This window comes from uncultured Campylobacter sp. (assembly GCF_938045345.1).
Taxonomy (GTDB): domain Bacteria; phylum Campylobacterota; class Campylobacteria; order Campylobacterales; family Campylobacteraceae; genus Campylobacter_B.
In genome coordinates this window covers 133114-153101 of record NZ_CALIMS010000004.1, presented here as the reverse complement: position 1 = coordinate 153101, position 19988 = coordinate 133114, and the positions used below count along the sequence as shown (strand labels likewise).

15 protein-coding genes are annotated in these 19988 nt (G+C 49.3%); 4 read left to right on the top strand and 11 right to left on the bottom strand.

The annotated features are described in order from the left end of the window. Positions 1-329: 329 nt before the first annotated feature. From recG to Q0144_RS00920, 7 genes are all read right to left on the bottom strand, one after another. Complete coding sequence (gene recG, locus Q0144_RS00950; protein ID WP_298060972.1) at positions 330-1781, bottom strand: ATP-dependent DNA helicase RecG; 1452 nt, start codon at positions 1779-1781, stop codon at positions 330-332. A 2132-nt stretch (positions 1782-3913) separates the two neighbouring features. Next, the gene (locus Q0144_RS00945) at positions 3914-5173 is read right to left on the bottom strand and encodes a pitrilysin family protein (RefSeq protein ID WP_298060964.1); all 1260 of its coding nucleotides are present in this window, start codon (positions 5171-5173) and stop codon (positions 3914-3916) included. 560 nt (positions 5174-5733) lie between these two features. Further along, positions 5734-6783, bottom strand: a complete 1050-nt coding sequence (locus tag Q0144_RS00940; protein ID WP_298060963.1) for a dehypoxanthine futalosine cyclase — start codon at positions 6781-6783, stop codon at positions 5734-5736. 2 nt (positions 6784-6785) lie between these two features. Next, positions 6786-7160, bottom strand: coding sequence for a 2-isopropylmalate synthase (locus tag Q0144_RS00935; protein WP_298060962.1), 375 nt, complete (start codon positions 7158-7160; stop codon positions 6786-6788). Beyond that, entirely contained in the window at positions 7153-7503 is a 351-nt protein-coding gene (locus tag Q0144_RS00930) for a nucleotidyltransferase domain-containing protein (protein WP_298060961.1), read from the bottom strand. Before Q0144_RS00930 ends, Q0144_RS00935 begins: the two co-directional genes overlap by 8 nt. Before the next feature lies 1 nt (position 7504). Then, entirely contained in the window at positions 7505-8077 is a 573-nt protein-coding gene (locus tag Q0144_RS00925) for an NfeD family protein (RefSeq protein WP_298060960.1), read from the bottom strand. Further along, the gene (locus Q0144_RS00920; RefSeq protein ID WP_298060959.1) at positions 8074-8994 is read right to left on the bottom strand and encodes a stomatin-like protein; all 921 of its coding nucleotides are present in this window, start codon (positions 8992-8994) and stop codon (positions 8074-8076) included. The genes Q0144_RS00925 and Q0144_RS00920 overlap by 4 nt, the downstream gene beginning before the upstream one ends. A 118-nt stretch (positions 8995-9112) precedes the next feature. Here Q0144_RS00920 and Q0144_RS00915 point away from each other — a divergent pair, with 118 nt between their 5' ends. Next, the gene (locus tag Q0144_RS00915; protein ID WP_298060958.1) at positions 9113-10303 is read left to right on the top strand and encodes an MFS transporter; all 1191 of its coding nucleotides are present in this window, start codon (positions 9113-9115) and stop codon (positions 10301-10303) included. Positions 10304-10314: 11 nt separating this feature from the next. Here Q0144_RS00915 and Q0144_RS00910 read toward each other — a convergent pair whose 3' ends face one another. Further along, a complete protein-coding gene (locus tag Q0144_RS00910; RefSeq protein ID WP_298060957.1) occupies positions 10315-11466 on the bottom strand; it encodes an MFS transporter in 1152 nt (383 codons plus the stop codon). 99 nt (positions 11467-11565) lie between these two features. On the opposite strand from Q0144_RS00910, the gene Q0144_RS00905 reads away from it, so the two are divergent. After that, positions 11566-12159 carry a hypothetical protein gene (locus tag Q0144_RS00905; RefSeq protein ID WP_298060956.1) on the top strand — a complete coding sequence of 198 codons (594 nt, stop codon included), beginning with the start codon at positions 11566-11568 and terminating at the stop codon, positions 12157-12159. Positions 12160-12487: 328 nt separating this feature from the next. On the opposite strand, the gene Q0144_RS00900 is transcribed toward Q0144_RS00905, so the two are convergent. From Q0144_RS00900 to murJ, 3 genes are all read right to left on the bottom strand, one after another. Further along, positions 12488-14209: an ABC transporter ATP-binding protein gene (locus Q0144_RS00900; protein ID WP_298060955.1), complete on the bottom strand. Its 1722-nt coding sequence runs from the start codon at positions 14207-14209 to the stop codon at positions 12488-12490. A gap of 949 nt (positions 14210-15158) precedes the next feature. Beyond that, the gene (gene cysS, locus Q0144_RS00895) at positions 15159-16589 is read right to left on the bottom strand and encodes a cysteine--tRNA ligase (protein ID WP_298060954.1); all 1431 of its coding nucleotides are present in this window, start codon (positions 16587-16589) and stop codon (positions 15159-15161) included. Further along, positions 16576-17973, bottom strand: a complete 1398-nt coding sequence (murJ, locus tag Q0144_RS00890; protein WP_298060953.1) for a murein biosynthesis integral membrane protein MurJ — start codon at positions 17971-17973, stop codon at positions 16576-16578. Before murJ ends, cysS begins: the two co-directional genes overlap by 14 nt. Before the next feature lie 80 nt (positions 17974-18053). Here murJ and Q0144_RS00885 point away from each other — a divergent pair, with 80 nt between their 5' ends. Then, a complete protein-coding gene (locus Q0144_RS00885) occupies positions 18054-19157 on the top strand; it encodes an ABC transporter permease (RefSeq protein ID WP_298060952.1) in 1104 nt (367 codons plus the stop codon). Next, complete coding sequence (locus Q0144_RS00880) at positions 19154-19924, top strand: ATP-binding cassette domain-containing protein (RefSeq protein ID WP_298060951.1); 771 nt, start codon at positions 19154-19156, stop codon at positions 19922-19924. The genes Q0144_RS00885 and Q0144_RS00880 overlap by 4 nt, the downstream gene beginning before the upstream one ends. The last annotated feature ends 64 nt before the right edge of the window (positions 19925-19988 follow it).

The following is a 19988-nucleotide window of genomic DNA, read 5'->3' as shown; positions in this document are numbered from 1 at the left end:
TGCACCAGCGGAAGAAAAACGCGATGTGCGTCGCGCCGTTTTCCTGCGGGATATCCGTCGGCGCATTTTTTGCGCCCCAGTGCCATTTTGCCTTGTCGTAGGTCACGTAAGCCATTTTACTCTCCTTTTTTTTGGACTTTAAGTTGCATAAATTTTAGAAATTAAAAGCAAACGACGCTTGGTAAAGCTCTAAATTTTATCAGATGTAATCTGCGCCGTGAAATTTCAAATTTTATATCAGATCGCCCATTACCTCATAATCGCATTTGCTTCGTAAAATTTTGCCGCGACTAAAATTACGTTTAAATTCTATCGCATCTCGTAGAATTTCATGCACCCCGTCCTATGTCTTTCAGTCGCTGTTTTGCCGCCGCCGTCACGTCCTCTTCGTAATCATACCACGCAAACATCGCGCCATGCTGCACCGAGCCGCCGAGCAGATCGCCTCCCTGGCGGTTTTTCAGATCGATATTTGCGACCTTAAATCCATCCAGCGTCGCTGCGAACTCGCGCAGGCGCTGCGGCGGAGATTTGAGCTTGGTGTAGAGGTAGCAGCGCCCCGCCTGGCCCTTGCGTCCGACGCGCCCGCGTAGCTGATGAAGCGACGCGAGCCCCATCCGCTCGGCACCCACGATTAAAATGACGCTAAGCCGCGGCAGCGAGATGCCCACTTCGACGATCGTCGTGGTTATCAGCAGTCGCCCCTCGTCGCGGAAGCGGCGCAGGATCTCCTCTTTGTCCTTGTCGCTGCCGTGAGTGATCAGCACGTCCCCAAACTGAGCCTTCCAAAACGGCGCCGCCTCCTCAAGGCTTTGATAGACCGAGCTTTCGCTTTGCTGCACGAGCGGATAGACGATGATCGCTTGATTGCCCGCGGCGAGCTCGCAGCGCAGATCCTGCATAAAGCCCGTAAATCCGTCGTTTTGCAGGATTTTGGTTTTGATCTGTTTTTCAAACGGCAGCTGTTTTAAAAAGCTAAAGCTCACGAGTTCGGACTGGATCATGCTCAGCGTGCGCGGTATCGGCGTGGCGCTAAACTGAATGAAATGCGCGCGAAACTCGCCGCTTCCCGTTAGGCGCGCGATCTTTTCGCGCTGGTTGGAGCCGAAGCGGTGCTGCTCATCGACCATTATGAGATTTGACGGCGCGAGCTCGTGGTAGAGCAGGGCGTGAGTGCCGATGATAAGGTGCGTGCCTGCGAAATTCGGCTCGCGATCGCCGCTTTTTACGAGCAGGACTTTGATCTGCGGCGGCAGCAAGCGGCGCGCCTCGGCGTAAATCTGCTCGGCTAAGATGCTCGTAGGCGCCATCAGATAGCTGATACGCGGGTAGTTCATCGCCGCGCTCGCGAGGATGACGAGCGTCTTGCCGCTGCCTACGTCGCCCATGACGACGCGGCGGCGCGCCAGAGGGCTTTGCAGATCGCTAGCGATGTCCTTTATCGCGCTTAATTGATCGCGCGTAGGCTCAAAAGGAAGCGAAGTAAGCCAATCCGAAATGTCGTGCAATGGGTAAATTTGCGCAGGGAAGCTCGTTTTTTTCGCGCTTAGCTTTTGCAAGTAGTTTAGAATTTCGACAAATTTCAGCGTACGCAAAATCGCAGCACCGCTCATAGATGCGGCGGCTGCAGCCTGTACGGCCTCGGCGGCATGGACAGTTCCAGCGTCGCTTGCAATTTGAGCGATTGTAGGTATGGCGGTTGTAGCTTGGGTGGCTGCGGTCTGGATAGTTCCAGTTTGATAATGCGTAGATTGCGTGGCACAATCGCGCGAAGCGCTCATCGGTGCGGCCTTGGCGGCATGGACAGTTTTGGCATCGCTTGCATTTTGAGCGATCATAGGCTCTGCAGTTGCGATTCGCGTGGCTACTACCTGAAGATTTTCGGTTTGATCGCTTGCAGGCTGCGCGCCTGTAGCTTGCGTGCTCAAAATTTGGGTAGTCGCGGCTTGGCTCGCTACTTGGCTTGAAGTTTGGATTGATGCGGGTTGCATACCTGCTTCTTGAGTTTGGGGGGTTACGGGTTGCAAATCTGCGATTCGAACGTCTGAAGTTTGAACCGCTGCGAGTCGCGTATCTACGTCTTGGGTACTTAAATTTTGTTGTGCGGCTACGGACTGCTCGGTCGCGACATGCTCTAGCATGGGTTGCGCGGTCGCAGCTTGAGCGTCTGCTGGTCGTGCCGCCGCTTGGACATCGGATACTAGGTCATTTGAAATTTTATCGCCGCTTGCAGCCGCGTCATTGTCGGCTTTGAGATCGTCTGAAATTTCATCTCCGCACGCCTTCGCGCCGTATGCGGCAAGAAAATCATCATCGCTTTGAACGTAAAAATTTTCGTCGTTATAAATTTCTGCATCGTGCGTTTGACACTCCTTGCCGTCTAAAATTTCATCGCTCGCAATCTCGCCGTCGCGGAGGCTCGGGAGAAGTGAAGTCTCCGCGCCCTTTGGAATTTCTCCGCTTAAAATTTCATTCGCCGCGCTTCGACTTGCTTCGCAGGCAAGAGCTCCGCCGCTTCGCGGATAGTTTGAAATTTTACCTTCAAAAATCTCATCATTTTGCGATCTGCCGTTTAAAATTTCAGCGACCGAGTTTTGCGAGCTTGGAATTTCACCGTTATCCGAAATTCCGTCATCATTTAAAATTCTGTCGCTGCTTGGAATTTCGCCTCTTAAAATTTCATTCCCGCTTGGAATTCTGCCGCTGTTTGAAATGTCGTCGTGCTCGCCGAAATTTTCCGCGCCGCCTTCCTTGAGCTGCCTATTTAGCGCGGCTAGCATTCGCACGCTGCGCGGCGAGCTCTCGTGTAGCGCGAGCAGTACCGCCGCCTCGTCCGCGCGCAGCCCGCAGCCTAAAAGCACGCCCGCGCTTAGATATTTTTTGATCAGCTTTTGCGCCGCCGCGTCGCTCAGCGCGGCTTTGTATTTGGGCGCGATCCTACCCGGCTCGCTTACGATTTTTGGGTTTACGAACTGCCACGAGCCGAAGCTTTCGTCGCATTTGCCGTGGATGAAAAATTTTTTGCCGCGCTTAAAGGCGCCGAAGTGCCAGTTTTTGGCGTTGAAGATCACGATTTTGATCTCGCGCTCCCAGCTGAGGCAGTGCGCCGTGACGATGAGCATCGAGCCGCGCCTGTGCTGGAAGAGGCACTCGACCTCCGCCGTGCTCTCGCCCGCGCAGGGCGCGTCCCCCACGCTTAGATCGTCGAAGCTTTTGGGCAGAAGCAGCGCCAGATCCAAAAGCGTCGTGATGCCCGCCTTTTGCAGTGCCGCCGCGTCTTTTGCTTCAAAAATCAATTTTCATCCTTTAAATTTGATAGGTTTAAGTCCTCGCGCTGCGAAATTTTATGCGCCGCAGTGGAATCGCTCGCCTAAATTTGATCAAAATTTTATGCGCCGCATCGAACGCTTGCCTAAATTTGGCTAAAATTTCGCCCATTGCGGCAAATTTGCTCTCTGGCTGTACCTGTAAATTTTGCCGCCTTGCGCGTGTTTTGTTTAGCGGCCGTACTTTGCGGCGCGCACCGGGTTTTAAACATAGCGTGATCGCTTGAAATTTCACAGCGCGATTTGCGAACCGCAAAAATTCAATTACGGCAGCCGCCACCGCGCGCCTTTTTAAATTTTACGGCGCGACTTACAAACGGCGTGCGAAATCGCGCTTTGATTTTGCGCGCTGAAATTTTACCGAGCCGTGCACGGCGCCTTTAAATTTAGCCGCTCTTATAAGGCTCGTAAATTTTACCGCCCATATAAAGCCCGCAAATTTTAACGCGACGCAGGCGCGGTTTTAAATTTAAACGCACAAGCCGTCCGCAAACGCAGCGCAAAAGTAAAATTTAGCGCCGTCTGCACCGCTTTATAAATTTAAAATTTACTCATTTATGCCGACCGCAGATACGCGCCGCGGCGGGCTAAATTTCAAGCCCCTTTTTCGCGGCGACCTCGTCGCAAATGACGGAAAAGCTTAGGTTCATGATCTCGTCGTGCGACTTGATGAAATCGTTGAGCGCTCCTAGTTTTAGCGTCTCGATGCGCTTTAAATTTCGCTCGAACTCGCCGAATGCGTAGCCCTTGTAATACTCGCTCTGCGCGATCGCCGCGCGCTTAAACATCGTCTCTTTTTGTAGCACGGCGCTTCCGATCAGGAATTTTTTGGCGCTTTTTAGCTCCGCTTCGCTCACGCCCGAGGCGATAAATTTCGCGATCTCCTCTTTTACGAGCGCGGCGGCGTTTTGTAAATTTTCGTTTTTCGTCTGCAGATAGCCCCAAAACTCGCGGCGGCTAAGCTCGAAATCGCCGCGCGCATAGACCGAATACGCAAGCCCGTGTTTGACGCGGATGCGCTCCATCAGCCTGCTACCGAAACCGCTACTTCCGAGCACGAAAAGCGCGGTGTTTGCGATGAACTCCTGCTCCTTTGGCAGCGTAAAGGGCGCGCCGAAGTAGATGTATGCCTGCTGCGTCTGCTCCTTTTTGATCTTTATTTTTTTCGCATCGCTCGGCGTGAAAAACGGCAGCTCGCGCTTTTCGCCGCTTGCAAAGAGGCTCAAAATTTCCGCGATTTTCTGGTTTTTATCGCTCACGTCGCCGCATAAAACGACGTATAAATTCTCTAAACTCAGCGAGGCGAAAAACTCCCGCACATCCTTCATCGTGATCCGCTCTATGCTCGCCTCGTCGCCTATGAGCGGCCGTTCTAGCCTCGTGCGCGGATACAGAAGCGCTTTTAGGTTGCACGTCGCGATGTAATCGAACTCGCTTTTTAGCACGGCGATCTCGCCTATGGTTTGCATTTTTAGCTTTTCGAGTACCGAGGGCGTTAAATTGGGCTCTTTAAGCAGCTCTCGCAGCATGTCTAGGCCGAAATCGAAGTGCTCTTTTAGACAGTTTAGCTGGATGCCGAAGGTCTCAAAATTGCTCGCGGCGCTGATCTCGACCGCGCGGATATCGAGCTTGCGGTGAAATTCGCTTACTCCTAGCGTCTTTGAGCCCTCGCCCAAAACGCCCGCGCAGATGCGCGCAAGACCCGCGATCTTCTCGCTCACCGCGCCGCTTGCTTTAAAAATTAGCTTGAAGCTCGCCACCGGCAGCGAATCGTCGAACTGATACAAAAAGTCGATTTTAGCGCTCTTGCCGCCTTTGGTTTTAAGTGAAATCTCTTTTTTTTCCATCGTTTTCCTTTATAAAATTTTTAAATTTTATCGCTCTTGTAGGCGCAGTTTTAAAATTTTGACGTAGCCGCGTCGCTTTTTAAATTTGCGCCGGGGCTTGTTTTTAAAATTTCGTTCAAACTCGCTTTAAAATTTTACGCTCGGACGGTTTTACTCGTCCTGCTTAAAATTTAATCGCGCCGCACGTTTTGTAAAATTTCAGCGCCCGAAACGCCGCGCCGTATTCGCAGTATGAGACGAAATATATCCGCGCCCAAATACGGCAAGCGTTGTAAACGAAATATCTCTTACACGCCGTCTCCGTCGCATTGATTTTGCGGCGTATAATTTCGCGTCCGAAAAATTCTAAGGTGAAATTTCGCAGCAAAATGAAATTTTACCGCGCAAATTCCGCTTGCGCCCGTAAATTTAACCCCGTACCGATACCAAAATTTTAAATTCCGTTACAAAATTCCACGCTCGCGATCGCGAATTCGCTATCTGTTTTAAGACAAATTTTGCCGTTAAATTCGCGCCGTAAGCGCATAAATTTCTGCCGCAAACACGCAAAAGCTCACGCCCTAAGCGTACGTCTCCAAAATATCGTAGTTGGTGTTGCGCTTGGCGGGTATTTCGCCTATGTCGCGGATCAGCGCTATCATCTCGTCCTTGCTCATCCGAAAGCTCGCGCCTGCCGCCTTTACGACGTTTTCCTCCATCATCGTGCTTCCAAGATCGTTCGCGCCGAATTTCAGCGCCAGCTGCCCGATGTAGCTGCCCTGCGTGACCCAGCTGCTTTGGATGTTTTTGAAATTATCCAGAAATAGCCGCGAGACGGCGAGCAGGCGCAGGTAGCGGTTCGGGCTTTGTTTTTTGATCTCGGGATGCTCGCGCAAAAGGCGGGTGTTTTGCCCCTGAAAGCTCCATAAAATGAACGCTCGAAAGCCGCCCGTGCGGTCTTGCAGCTCGCGGATTTTGTCCCAGTGCTCCACGATCTCGCGCGTGCTTTCAAGCGTGCCAAACATCATCGTGGCCGTCGTTTTCATACCGATGCCGTGCGCCTCTTCGTGCACTCTAAGCCACGTGGCGCTGTCGCTTTTGCGCGGCGCTACTAGCTCTCGCACGCGGTCGCTTAAAATTTCGGCTCCGGCTCCGGGCATCGAGTAGAGCCCCTTAGCTTGCAGTCTGCGAAGTACTTCGAGCGTGCTGATGCCGCTAAGGCGCGCGATATAATAGATCTCGATCGCCGAGAAGCCGTGGATCGTGATGCTCGGGTAATTTTTGTGGATGAACTCCACCAGATCCTCGTACCATTCGATTTTCAGCTTCGGATGGACGCCGCCTTGAAATAAAATTTGCGTACCGCCCACGGCGATGAGCTCCTCGATCTTTTCGCCGATCTGCTCAAAGCTCAGCACGTAGGCATCCGCGTCGCTTGCATGGCGGTAAAATGCGCAAAATTTGCAATCTATCATGCAGGCGTTGGTGTAGTTTATGTTTCGATCGATGATGAAGGTCGTGACGCGCTCCGGGTGCAGCTCGCGCTTGCGCGCAAACGCCGCGCGCCCAAGCTCGTTCAGATCGGCGTGCTCTATTAAATTTAGGGCTTCATCTATACTTAGTCTTTTCAAATTTATCCTTCCGATTTGCCTTTGCGATACGGCTTTGGTGCGCTGGTGATTTTTTGATTTAGCGTCGGCAGATAGTCCTTGATGGCTATCTCTATCAGCTCAAAATTTAGCCGTTCGTATTCGTGAGAAGCGATATTTCCAGTGGCATTGATAGCTCTTATTTCATCTTTGCTAAAGATCGCCAAAGCCTGCAAATCGTTGCTTTCTTGCAGCCCCTTTAGCAGGGCGTGGATATTGATGAACTGCATCATTATCGCGGGCTGCAAAACGTCCTCGTCGGCAAGCGCTTGCGCTACGCCGCCCTCGCATTTATTTAGGATAGATGAAATTTTATCAGATATTTTTTTTAATCGCTCTACGCTTGATTTTTCAAACATAAATCGCTCCTTGCAGCAGCTTCATTTTTTCTTCGCGACTTAAAAAGGTAGTATCGCACAGATCGACATTTGCATTAAATTTGCAGGATAGCTTTTTTTTAAAATCGTCTAAAAAGGCCAGCGCCGAAAATGGGTTTCCTAAATTTTTTACCATTTTTGCCCCGTCGGTTTCGACCGCGATGTCGATGTCTGAAAACGCGTCGGCGCTATCTTTGGCGTAGCTGCCGAAAAGTCCTAGCTCGGTAACGCCAACCGCAAAAAGCCTCTTTTTCTGCGACGATAAAAATTTTAAAATTTCATCTTTGCTGTTGATCGTTTTTTTCGGTGCGGTTTTAGCGCTCACTCTACGCCTCCTTCGGATCTACGGGCGCTTCTTCTTTAGCGCCAGAGCTTCGCGCGTCTTTGCTTGCGGCGGCGTTAGAATTTTTATCGTCGGCACTCGTGCTGTCCGCGCCGCTTAAATTTGCGTCGCCGTTATTTAAATTTATCCCGTCTGCGCCGCTAGGATTTCGACTGCTATCTTTTTTAATCACGATCTGGCCGTTTTTTACGCCTAAAATTTCGACGCGGTCGCCCTCGTTAAGATCCGAAATTTCATCGCTTTTCCAAAACGTGCCTTTGAAATAGACCATGCCGTTTTTGACGATGCCGGTGCCGCTCTCGTCTAAAAAATTATCCTTATGCTTCTCTTCTGGTTTGAAAAAGCGCGACTTTAGCGGCTTTTTAAATGCGATCAGAAGCACGAACGAAAGCACGAACGAAAGTAGAATCTGCACATCCCAATCAAGATGAAAGCCGAAGCTCAAAAGCCCCGTGATGAAAAATCCGGCGCTGAAAAATATAAAGGTAAAATCCATCACCAAAAGCTCGACGATTGCTAAAATCACGCCGATTATGATAAAAATCAGCGCGTTCATTTGAGCTCCTTCGCGCCGTTTTTGCTTAGGAATTCTTTAAGCACGCTAAGAGAGCCGATAAGCTCGCTCGTTTCGTAAGGGATCAAAATTTTATCCTTGCTCGGGTTTTTGGACAGCTCGCCGAAGGCGTTTACGCGACCTTGCGCGAGCAGGTATTCCGCCGCAAAGCTGGAAGCGCTCATCGCTAAATTTATACTGTCCATCGCGTCTTTTTGACCTTGTGCAAGCGCGATCTGCTCGTATTTTTTCGCATCCGCCATACGCTCGATCGCCTCGGCTTCAAGCACCTTCTCCTGCTTTAGCGCTTCGGCGTTTCGTATGAGAGCCGCTTTTTCCGCCTCGGCTTTAAGCTCGATCGCGCGCTTTTCGCGCTCAGCTTTCATCTGCATATTCATCGCCTCTTCGATGCCGTGCGGTACCGAAATTTCGGAGATCTCCACGCGCATGATCTTTACACCCCAGTTATCCGCAGCGTCGCCCAGAGCGATTTGCAGTTTGGAATTTAACTGATCGCGCGAACTAAGCGTGCTATCTAGGCTCATCTCGCCGATCGCGCTACGTAGTGTCGTCATCGCTAAATTTGAAATCGCGCGGCGATAATCCTCGACGTTGTAAAGCGCCATCTTACCGTCGATGACTTTTAAAAACACGATACCGTCGACGCTTATGTTGACGTTATCTTTGGTGATGACTTGCTGCTTGCTTATATCCACGAGCTGCTCGCGCACGCTCATTTTCGCGCGCACCGCGTCAAAAAACGGCACGATGATGTGAAAGCCGCCGTCGAGCACCTTATGAAAGCGACCCAGCCGCTCGATAATCAAAATTTCCGATTGCGAGACGATCTTGACCCCCATCTTTAGAATTGCCGCGATTAGGACACAAAATACTATTACCGTAGTTACGAACCCTTCCATTTTCACTCCTGAATTAAAATTTCGCAATTATAGCATTTTTAGCTTATTTTGGCTTTTAAGGCGCGCCGTGATACAATTTCGCTAGATTTTTTATATTAAATTTACGGGATAAAATTTTATGATCAGATACATCGTGCTGCTTCGACATTCGCGTAACTACCGCCTGCTCTTTTCGGCAGGTTTTATATGTATGTTCGGCTTGTGGTTTTCGGTCGTCGGGGTCGCTACGCTGCTGATTGAGCTTGGCGCGCCGGTGTGGGCGATTACGGCGGTGGGCGTCGTTTCGTTCGTGCCGAACGTCTTTTTGGCGCCCATCAACGGCATCATCGTGGATAAATTTCAACCAAAGCCGCTGATGACGGCGATGTTTATAACCGAGATGATCAGTATTTTCATGCTGATTTTTATCGATAGCTTGGATTATTTGTGGCTACTGCTTTTGATCGTGGTCGTGCGAAGCGTCGCAGGCACGCTGTTTTTTCAGACCGAATCCTCGACGCTGCCGAAATTCCTAAGCCGCCCCTATCTCAAGCTTGCTAACGAGATGACGGGCATTATCTGGACGATCACATATACTTTCGGCATGGCGAGTGCGGGTATTTTTATCCACTATTTCGGCGTGCGAGCGGCATTTATTTTGGATTTTTGCTTATATATTTTTTCATTTTTCATCCTGCTGCGGCTAAATTTTAAAGACCTCGCAAGAAACGCGCGTGAGCCCGTGTTTAAGATGCTCAAAGAGGGCTTTTCCTACCTGCGCTCGCATCCCTTGGTGGTGCATCTCATCGTGCTTCACGCCTTTGTCGCCGTCACCACCTACGATAATCTCATCGCGCTTCTTGCGAAATACCGCTACAAAGAAATTTTAAGCGCCTCGCTAGTCATCGGGCTTATGAATATGTCGCGCTCGGCGGCTGCGTTTTTCGGACAGATATGGCTAAGCAAGATCGTAAATAAACACACTTATTTTTGGCTATTGCTGGGGCAGTTTGCGGGCATCGCGCTGTGGGCGGCGCTGGAGTTTAACTACTGGCTTTCGTTTGCGGGCATGATTGCGGCGGGATTTTTCATCACGACGGTGTGGTCGTATTCTTTTACGCAGCTACAAAGCCACGTCGACAGGGAGTTTTTCGGGCGCATTATCGCCTACAACGACATGGCGTATTTCATCGTCGCCACTCTCGTGTCGGCTGCGATCGGATTTTTTTTCGAGCTTGGATTTTCGCTTTCGCAAATCACCTTTGGCATGGGCTTTATGTTCGCAATCGCGGCGTTTTATTATAAATTTTTGATCTACGAAAAAATTTAAAATCAGGCTCGCTATCTTTTCGGAGCGATCTCGGGGCGAAAGATAGCAAATATAAATAAAAAGCTCATCGCCGCGAAAAATACCCAGATAAAGCCGTTTGCGCCTAAGAATTTCATCATCGCGCCGATGATCAAAGGCGAGCAGAGCGACGCGCTCGAATAGATAAAGAGCATCGCCGCTGAAATTTGCACGCGAGATGCACCCTCGCCGGTGATGGAGTCGTTTGCGCGCGCGATGGCAAGCGAATACAAAGGAAAGGCGCCAAATCCCAACATCAGCGCAAGTGCGCACGTTAGGATGAAGCTCTTGGCAAAAAATAGCGCTGCGCAGGCTACGATGCCGATGGCGCAAACCATCATTATGGCGCGTTTGCGACCGAACTTATCTGAAATAGTGCCGCAGACGAGCTGCGCTAAGAAGCCTCCTGCCATCGCCGATCCCATAAATGCGCCCACCGAGCCCACTCCAAGCCCTGCGCTTAGCACGAAAACGCTCGCCATCGAAAAAAAGCCGTTAATCAAAATGCCCGCGCAAACCACCGTCGCAAACGCAAGCGGCGGCACAATCGAAATTTGTGGCATCGAAACTCGCATTCGAGCGGGAACTCTAGGAGGGTTGAAGCGGATTAAATTTACCGGCAGCAGCGCCAGAATGATGAAAAACGCGCTTAACACGAAGACCTTCATCGTTCCGAAATTTAGCGCTAAAATTGCAACTCCTATCGCAAACGCGCCGTAAAAAACCGCTTCGTAGATCGCCAGCACGCGGGAGCGGATGGAGTTTGTGATCTTTGAGTTGATCCAGCTTTCGATTATCATCAAAAGCGCGTAGTAGCAAAAGCCCAAAATGAAGCGCAAAATCGCCCAATACACGAGGTTTGAGCCTAGATCGTGCAGCATTGCAGCAATTCCGAAAAGCGCCGTAAAGACCGCGTATGCCCGCACGTACGAGAGCGCGCCGATTATCGAAGGCACGAAAAAGCCGCTAAAGATCGCACCTAAAAAGAAAAACGCCGAAATCGCTCCGATCTCAAGCTCGCTGTGGCCGGATTCTTTTAGCATGATGCCTGCGCTTGCGATGACTAGCGAGTCGCCGATAAACATAAAGAAAATCCCCAGAAATAGGGGGCTTAGCGAGCGTGCCGCGCGCATAGATTCAAACAATGACTTTCCCTTGGAATTAAATTTGGCGTTATTGTAGCCTTTTATTGATTAAAGCTCGGTTTTTATGGCAAAATATCTGAAAAATTTTAAGGATCATGTATGAGATTAAAAATTCTAATCGCATTTTTACTAACGGCGATATTTGGTGGGTGTGCGGCGTTTCAAGGTAAGGCGTATAGATCGGAAACCCCCGAAGTAAAGAAAGCGTATAGCACAATCGAACTACCACAAAGCATTATGATAGATGGAGAAACTTTTACTCAAAAGTATAAAAATCTCGTGGCGGCATATTATTATTTAAGCGATGAGGAGGAATATAAATGGAGTAAGCTCGTGTCCATATCGTACTACGGCGATGTAAAAAGTATCGATGGGTATATATACGGGATATATGAAACGATAGCGAAGTCCAATGAAGTAAGAAAAAAAGATGAGTGGCGCTCCCTTGATATCATAAAAACTAGCCCTACGCAAGCCGTAATAGCGATCCTTAATCCGCCTACCCCCGGAGATCCTAATTTCAATAAATATGAAGTCGATCTAATGGTTGCAGATATGCAAAGTTGTGGACTTATACTTGTACAATACGCGAAAAATTTCGATTCGGATAGAGATTTTAAAAAGATGCGAAAATTTATAAAGGAAAATAAAGCTAAAATTTTATCGCAGATGCCTAAGATCAGGTGCAGGTAGCGCCCAAAAGCCCAGCGTGCGATAAAATTTTACCGCAGCGGTTTTAAAACGGCGCGAGCATTTAAATTTAGAGGCAGCTCGTAACGAAGCGCTGAAATTTTGAGATAAAATTTTAATCCAAACGTTAAAGCTCTAGTAGTCGTGCCTCGTCGCATCAAAGAGATGAGCTTTATTAAAAAGCACTGCAGCTAAAGCAGCGATCCGCGCGGCTAAATTTCAAAATAAAATTTCAATCCTTGCAGATAAATTTATGCGACTTACTTCAAAACTAAAAATTCAAAATTTCATAGAGCAAAACCGGGGCGCAAAAGGCGCAGAATTTAAAATTCTAGCCGTTTTGCATTATCCCTTTTAGGCTGCGATACTCCTCGCATTCGCCCGTCAGCTTCGCGTCGGTGCCGATAGCAAGTATTCGACTGTTTTTCATCACGGCGATATTATCGGCGCGCTCGATCGTGGAGAGGCGGTGGGCGATTACAAAGACGATTTTGCTTTGTTTGATCTTTTCGATGACGTTTGAGATCTCCTTTTCGCTTGCGTTATCCAGCGCCGAAGTCGCTTCGTCGAATATTAAAATTTGCGGATCCTTATACAGCGCGCGCGCGATGGCGATACGCTGGCGCTGCCCGCCGCTAAGATTTGCGCCGAACTCGCTAAGCACGGTGTAAATTCCATCCCTCATCGAGCTTACGAACTCATAGGCGTTGGCAAGCTTCAGCGCTTCTATGACGCGCTGCTCGTTAAATTCCGCGCCGTAGCTTACGTTTTGCGCGATCGTGTCGTTGAAAATATAGACGCGCTGACTTACGAGACCGATATTTTCGCGCAGGCTAGGGATGCTAAACTCGCCGATCTCGTCGTTGCCGTTAAATAAAATTTTACCGCTGCTTGCGTCGTAAAAGCGCATCAGCAGGTTCACGACCGAGCTTTTGCCGCCGCCGCTATTTCCGACGAGCGCTAAAATTTCGCCCTTTTTGACGCTGAAGCTTATGTCTTTTAGCGCCGCCTTGTCGCCGTAGTTTAGCGACACGTCGCAAAAGCTCACCGAGCCGATCTCACCCATCTGCTTTCCGCCTCCTACGATCGTAGGCTCCAAGTCTATGAGCTCAAACGTCCGCTCGCTCGCCGCGATGGCGTCTTGCATATTGTTGTAGAGCGATGAGACCTTTTTTATCGGCGTGTAGACCATAAAAAGCGCCGTAAGGAAGCTGAAAAAGCTGCCGATGCTCATTTGACCCGCAATGACCTCCTGCCCTCCGACGATGATCACCACGGCGATTCCCACTGCGCCTAGCATCTCCATGATCGGGCTTACCAGACACGTCGTTACGACCGCCTTTAAATTTAGACCGAAAAATTTCTTGTTTTCGGCGTTAAATTTCTCCACTTCAAAGCTCTCGGCGTTACTTGCTTTAACGATTTCGATGTTGGAGTAAATTTGACTGAGCGCCGAGGAGATATCGGAGGTTTTCTCTTGAGATTCGCGCGAAATTTTTTTCATCCGCTTTGCAAGGCGCGAAAGCGGATATATCGCGCACGGAAAGACTACGAGCGCGAAAAATGAGAGCTTTGGGCTCTGATAGATCACGACGCCCAAAAGCCCCAAAATCGTAATGATCTGCGTGAAAAAATCGGGGATCATATTCGAAACCACGACGCGGATACGCTCGATGTCGTTGATCGTGCGGCTGATGAGCTCGCCTGTGCGGAAGCGGTTGAAAAAATCCACGTCCAGCCGCACGAGGCTTGCGACGAGCCTATCGCGGAAGCGGCGCACCGTGTCTTGACCGATGAAGGCGGTAAAGTAGTTTTGCATAAACGCGCCGCCGCTTTTCATCGCAAAAACCACGATGATCGCGATCGGAAGCGTATAGAGATACGGCTCGTTTTTTTCGACGAAAATTTTATTTAAAACGGGCTCGACCAGCTTTGCGCTCGCAGCAGTCGCCACGCTCGTCATCACCATACCCAAAATCGCCAATGCAAACTGCGGCTTATAATCCCTAAAATAGGGCTTAAAGCGCGATAGTAAAGTTTTAAAGCCGTTCAAATGCTATCCTTTTTTATAAAATTTTTAAAATTTAAAATCCTAAAATTTATGAAATTTCAAAATTCTTGAAATTTTAAAATTCTTGAAATTTTAAAATTTATAATTCCAAAATTCCTTAAATTTTAGAATTTCGACCGCGAGGCAGCACAAAATTTATGGGGCGGCACGGAACTAATTCGCGCTTCGCAAGTTCACCAAATCAAACTCATTCACATGCGGCGACCGTGCGGGCGACGCCGAGATTTAGCTTTTTTATTTGCTACTTTCGAAGCGTAAAGCGCTTTAAAATGGCTTTTGCGCATCGCAGAGCGGTTTTTACATTACCATTTTTAAAGCGCAAAGCGCCTTAAAAGCGAGCGAGTTTTTATTCATCGCGATTTCTAAACACTTTCGCACGTCATAAGCGTTAAATGCTTTGAGGCGCCATAAAGCGCTACAAAGTGCCGTATCGTAATTGCATCGCGTGTATCGCGACCTCGCATCGCCGCGCCGTATTGTGCGCTTTTACTCACCGTGCTACTTAATAAAATCGCAGCCTGCCTTTCGCATTCGTCACTATATCAGCAGCGTTACCGAATGAAGTCGTGACTTTCGTCGCTGTGTGTACCCACGCATATCGCCGAATAAAAATCGCGCAGAAATTTGCGCGTCGCGGCAGCGCATTCCACTATACCTAGTCGCGTTAAAATTTACGCACAGGCTGCCGCAGTGCTACTTTCACTATGTTGCATCGCAACTATGCATCGCTAATTGCCGATAAAAATCGCACTGAATTACGCACAGACGAGCCGTAGTGCTACCGCTGTACCGCGCTATATCACGCCGCCGTATCGAAATGCCGCAGATAAAAATCACGCTAAAATTTACGCGCGAATTGGCATTCGGATTTGCATCCCGCATAGCAAAAATCACAAAATTTAGCGTAAAATTTTACGCTAAATTTTACGTTTTACTCCGCTGCGACCTCCCAAACCGTGCCGCTAGGCGTATCCATCACTTCGATCTTCATATCAGCAAGGCGCGCCCTGATGGCATCCGCGCTCGCAAAATTCTTTTCCGCCTTCGCCTGCGCGCGCTGTTTTATCAGCTCCTCGATCTGCGCCCTCTGCTGCTCGCTCACGCCGAAGCGAAAGTATTCGGTCTCATCCTCGTATAAAATTCCGAGCGTCTGCTTCGCAAACTCCAAATTTGCAGCGATTCGAGCCTTTAGCGCCTTGTCTTTTGGTGCGCGATCTAGCGCTTCATTCGCGCTTGCTACGAAGCTATCGAGCACCGCAAGCGCGCCTGAGGTGTTGAGATCGTCGCTTAAAAACTCCATCATCTCCGATCTAAATTTAGCCTCTGCAGCAGGCAGCTCGGACGTAGAATTCTGTCCCGCAGCAGAAGTCAAAACCTCACGGACGCGCTTTTTAAGGCGGTAAATTTTATCGAGCCTCTTTTTACTCGCAAGCAGATCGGCTATCGAATAATTAAAATTTGCCCTGTAATGCGAGCTTAAAAGATAAAATCTCAGCGCCTCGCCGGGTGCGATTTTTAGGGCGTCTCCTACAAAAAAGGAGTTGCCGAGGCTCTTGCTCATCTTTTCGTTATTTACTTGCACGAAGCCGTTGTGAAGCCAGTATTTGCTTAGCGCTCTATGGCGGGCGCAGCGGCACTGCGCGGCTTCATTTTCGTGATGCGGGAAGAGCAGATCGGCGCCGCCTGCGTGAATGTCGATGCAAAAATGCGGATCGCCGCTATCAAGGTGCGCCAAAATCATCGCGACGCACTCACTGTGCCAGCCGGGGCGCCCTTTGCCAAACGGGCTATCAAACCAGTTCTCGTCAAATTTCCACAGCACGAAGTCCTTCTCGTCGTGCTTGGCATCGTTTGAGGCGACGCGGGCGATGTTTTTGCCGGCACCCTCTTTTTTGCCGCTAAGACTTAGATAATCCCCGTCCTTGCGCGTGTCGAAGTAGATGCCGTCACCCGCGATCTCGTAGGCAAAGCCTTTTTGAAGAAGCGAGGATATGAGCTCGCAGATCGCGGCGATATTTTCGGTCGCCTTGGGCGAGATGCTCGCGTCCGCGACGTTTAGCGCGCTCATATCCTGCAAATATCTGCGGGTGTAAAATTCTGTGATCTCCTCGAGGCTCTTGCCCGTCTGCGCCATCTTTTTTAAAATTTTATCGTCGATGTCGGTGAAATTTCGCGCAAATTTTACCTCATAGCCCTCCGCTTGTAGTACGCGGCGCAGCAGATCGAAGCTCACGGCGCTTTTTGCATGCCCTAAATGCGCGTCGTCATAAACGGTCGGGCCGCAGGCGTAAATGCGCGCCAACCCCTTGCTAATGGGCTCAAACGGGAGCTTCTTTTTGCTTAAACTATCATAAATTACCATAATACAAGCCTTTTAAAATGTATAAAATCGCCGCTTCGCCCGCACAAAGCGCCGCGATCGCAATAATTTTTTTTGCGCGGATTATAGCCAAAAAGTTATTAAATCCAAAAAAATAGAGGTTGAAGCCGAGCAGAAACGCCCCCGTTATCGTGCTTGCAAACGCAAGCCCTACGGCTCCGAAGGGTTTAAAAAACAGCGCACACAAAGCGACGTTTATAAAAACGCACCAGATCGAAATTTTCGCGCTTAGCTTCTGCTTCATATTCGCATACAGCCAGTGCGAAAAAATCCTAGACAGCCCAAACGGCACGAGCCCTACCATATATGCGCCAAGAACCGCGGCGCATTCGATAGAATTTTGGCGGGTAAATTCTCCGCGCTCAAATAGCAGCTGCGTGATCTCGTTTCGCAGCATCACGCCGCCTATCGCAGAGAGCCCGAGCAGCGCCAAAAGGAAGTAAAATCCGCGCTCCACGAGCGCCAGAGCCTGCGCGTCGTCGTGAGCTTTTACGAATTTGCTCATACGCGGAAAGATCGCCGTGCTAAGCGCGATCGCAAAAAGCGCGAGCGGCAGCTGAAATATGCGGTTGGCGTAGTAGAGATAGCTGATACTGCCGCTAGCAAGGAAGCTTGCAAAAAAGGTATCTATAAACGAGCTTAGCTGAAGCGCCGACGCGCCGAGCACGCCTGCGAAAAAATTTTTATAAAAGCCCTGCGTCTGCGGCTTATCGCCCCGTGCAAGCCGCGCAAAGCCACCCGCTAAGACGCGCAGCATGCCGGTAAATTTCAACGCATAAACATGCACCGCTAGCTGCAAAAGTCCGCCCGCTACGACGCCGAAGCTAAGATAGAGCACCGCCGTGGCGCCGTCTTTGTCGCGAGCCAGTAGAAGCGCCGCGATCATCGCTAAATTTAAAAGTGCGGTCGAAAACGCCGTCGTAGCGAAGTGGTCGCGATACTGAAGCAGCGAGGCAAAGAGCGTAACGACGAAAATAAATGTGAGATAGAAAAAATTTATTCGCACGTATGGCACCGCAAGACCGATCTGCTCGGCGCTAAATCCGTATGCTAAAACTTTGGTAAAAACGGGCGCGGCAAGCAGCACGAGCGCCGTTAAAAGCGCGATGAAAATGCTAAATTTAATAAGCACCGCTGCGGCGAAAATTCCTTTTTTGCGCGCGGCGGTAAAACTAGGCAAAAACGCCTGCGTAAAGGCTCCCTCGCCGAATAGTCTGCGGAAAAGATTGGGCAGTTTAAACGCTACGAAAAACAGATCGCTGTAAATTCCCGCGCCCAAAACCGATGCGGTAAGCAGGTCGCGCACGAAACCCAAAACTCGCGAAACTAGCGTGCCTGCGCTATTTGTAAAAAAGCCTCTGAGCATAAATCTCCATTAAATTTTATAAAATGCCAAGGTTGATTATATTATAATTTCCCCTATTTTTTGATTTTGGAGAGAAATTTTTGCGGAATTTAGCCTTTTCGCTCGAAAGCTCGGGCGGGAAAAACACCTTATCGCTACGCGGGCAGTGGAACTATAAAAGCTCGCGTTCCCAGCTGCTTGCACTAAAAAAAGCGGTAAAAAATCTAAACGAGCTGGAGCTAAGCTTAAGCGAAATTTCAAATTTAGACTATTTCATGGCGTTGATGATCAAAAACGCCCTTGCCGGCAAGCGGGTTAGCCTTGTGGAGGATAGCAGCAAAGCCGCCAAAATTCTAAGCTTTATGGATGATAAAACGATCGATTTTAGCTACGTACCCGAATCTCGCAGGCTAAATTTTTTAGCGCAGATCGGACTTTATTGTCATCTTGGAATTCTAGGCTTGCTAAGCCTTGCAAGCTTTTTGGGCGAGTTTTTCTCCAAACTTACGGCTTTTATAATTCATCCGATGAAATTCCGCTTCAAAGAAACCGTAAATTTCATCAAAGATAGCGGTATAGACGCGCTTTTCATCGTCTCATTGACGGCATTTTTAATCGGTATCGTGCTTGCTTACATAGGCTCTGATATGCTTTCTAAATTTGGCGCCAGCATCTACATCATCGATATAATGGGAGCTTTGACGCTTCGTGAGGTAGCACCTCTAATCGCCGCTATCGTTATCGCGGGCCGTTCGGCTTCGAGCTTTACGGCACAGATCGGCGTGATGAAGATCACCGAAGAGATCGATGCGATGAGGACGATGGGCTTTGATCCGTTTTATTTTCTTGCGATGCCGCGCATTATCGCGATGGTACTAATCATGCCGCTAGTCATTTTTATCGCAGATTCGGTAAGTATTTTTGCTCAGATGATCGTGTGTGACGCGTATTTAGACATAGCCTTTAGCGATTATTTGGATAGATTTAAGGCTTCTGTAGAGCTTAGGCATTTTTTAGTGGGTATGATTAAAGCGCCATTTTTCGGAGCGTTTATCGCTATCATCGGCTGCATGCGGGGTTTTGAGGTCAAAGGAAATACCCAAAGCATCGGCGAATATACCACCATTAGCGTCGTAAACGCGATATTTTGGGTTATCGCGATCGACGCGGTATTCGCGGTTCTGTTTTCGGAAATCGGGCTATGAGCGAGCAAGTACAATCCAGCGAAAGCGTTAAAATTATAGTCGCGCACGACGTTACTACCGCGTACGGATCGCGCGTTATGCACGATTGCGTGAGCTTTAGCGTCAAAAAGGGCGAAATTTACGGCTTTTTAGGCGGCAGCGGCAGCGGTAAAACGACGTTAATGAAAACGCTCATATTTTTAAAGCGCCCGCAAAGCGGCGAAATTAAAATTTTCGGACGCGATATTTGGCGCGCGAGCGAGGCGGAGCAAAACGAGATCCGCCTAAAATGCGGCGTGATGTTTCAGTTCGGCGCGCTTTACAGCTCGATGAGCGTGCTCGAAAACGTAGGCGTGCTGCTGCGCGAATACTCTAAATTTAGCGAGCGCGAGATAGATGAGTTATCGATGTTTTGGATCCAAAAAGTGGGGCTTAAGAAGGAGGCTGCCGCGCTTAGGCCAAACGAGCTTAGCGGCGGTATGAAAAAGCGCGTGGCGCTGGCTCGCGCGCTAGCACTTAGTCCTGAAATTTTATTTTTGGACGAGCCAAACTCGGGGCTTGATCCGCTCAGTGCCAGAGCCCTTGATAGGCTTGTTTGCGAGCTTAGAGATAGCCTCGGCGTCACGGTCGTTATGGTGACGCACGACGTGGATAGTATCTTTGACATTTTGGATCGGTTTTTGATCGTGGATAATCAAAAAATCGCCTTTGAAGGAAGCATCGAGGAGATTTCAAGCCTAAAGAATAATCCGCTCGAAGAGCTATTTAAGATGCGGCAAAGGGATTGAGTTTTGAAATTTACCGAGCCGAAATACGCATCGCGGCGGGTAAAATTTAGATAGGTAGGAGCTG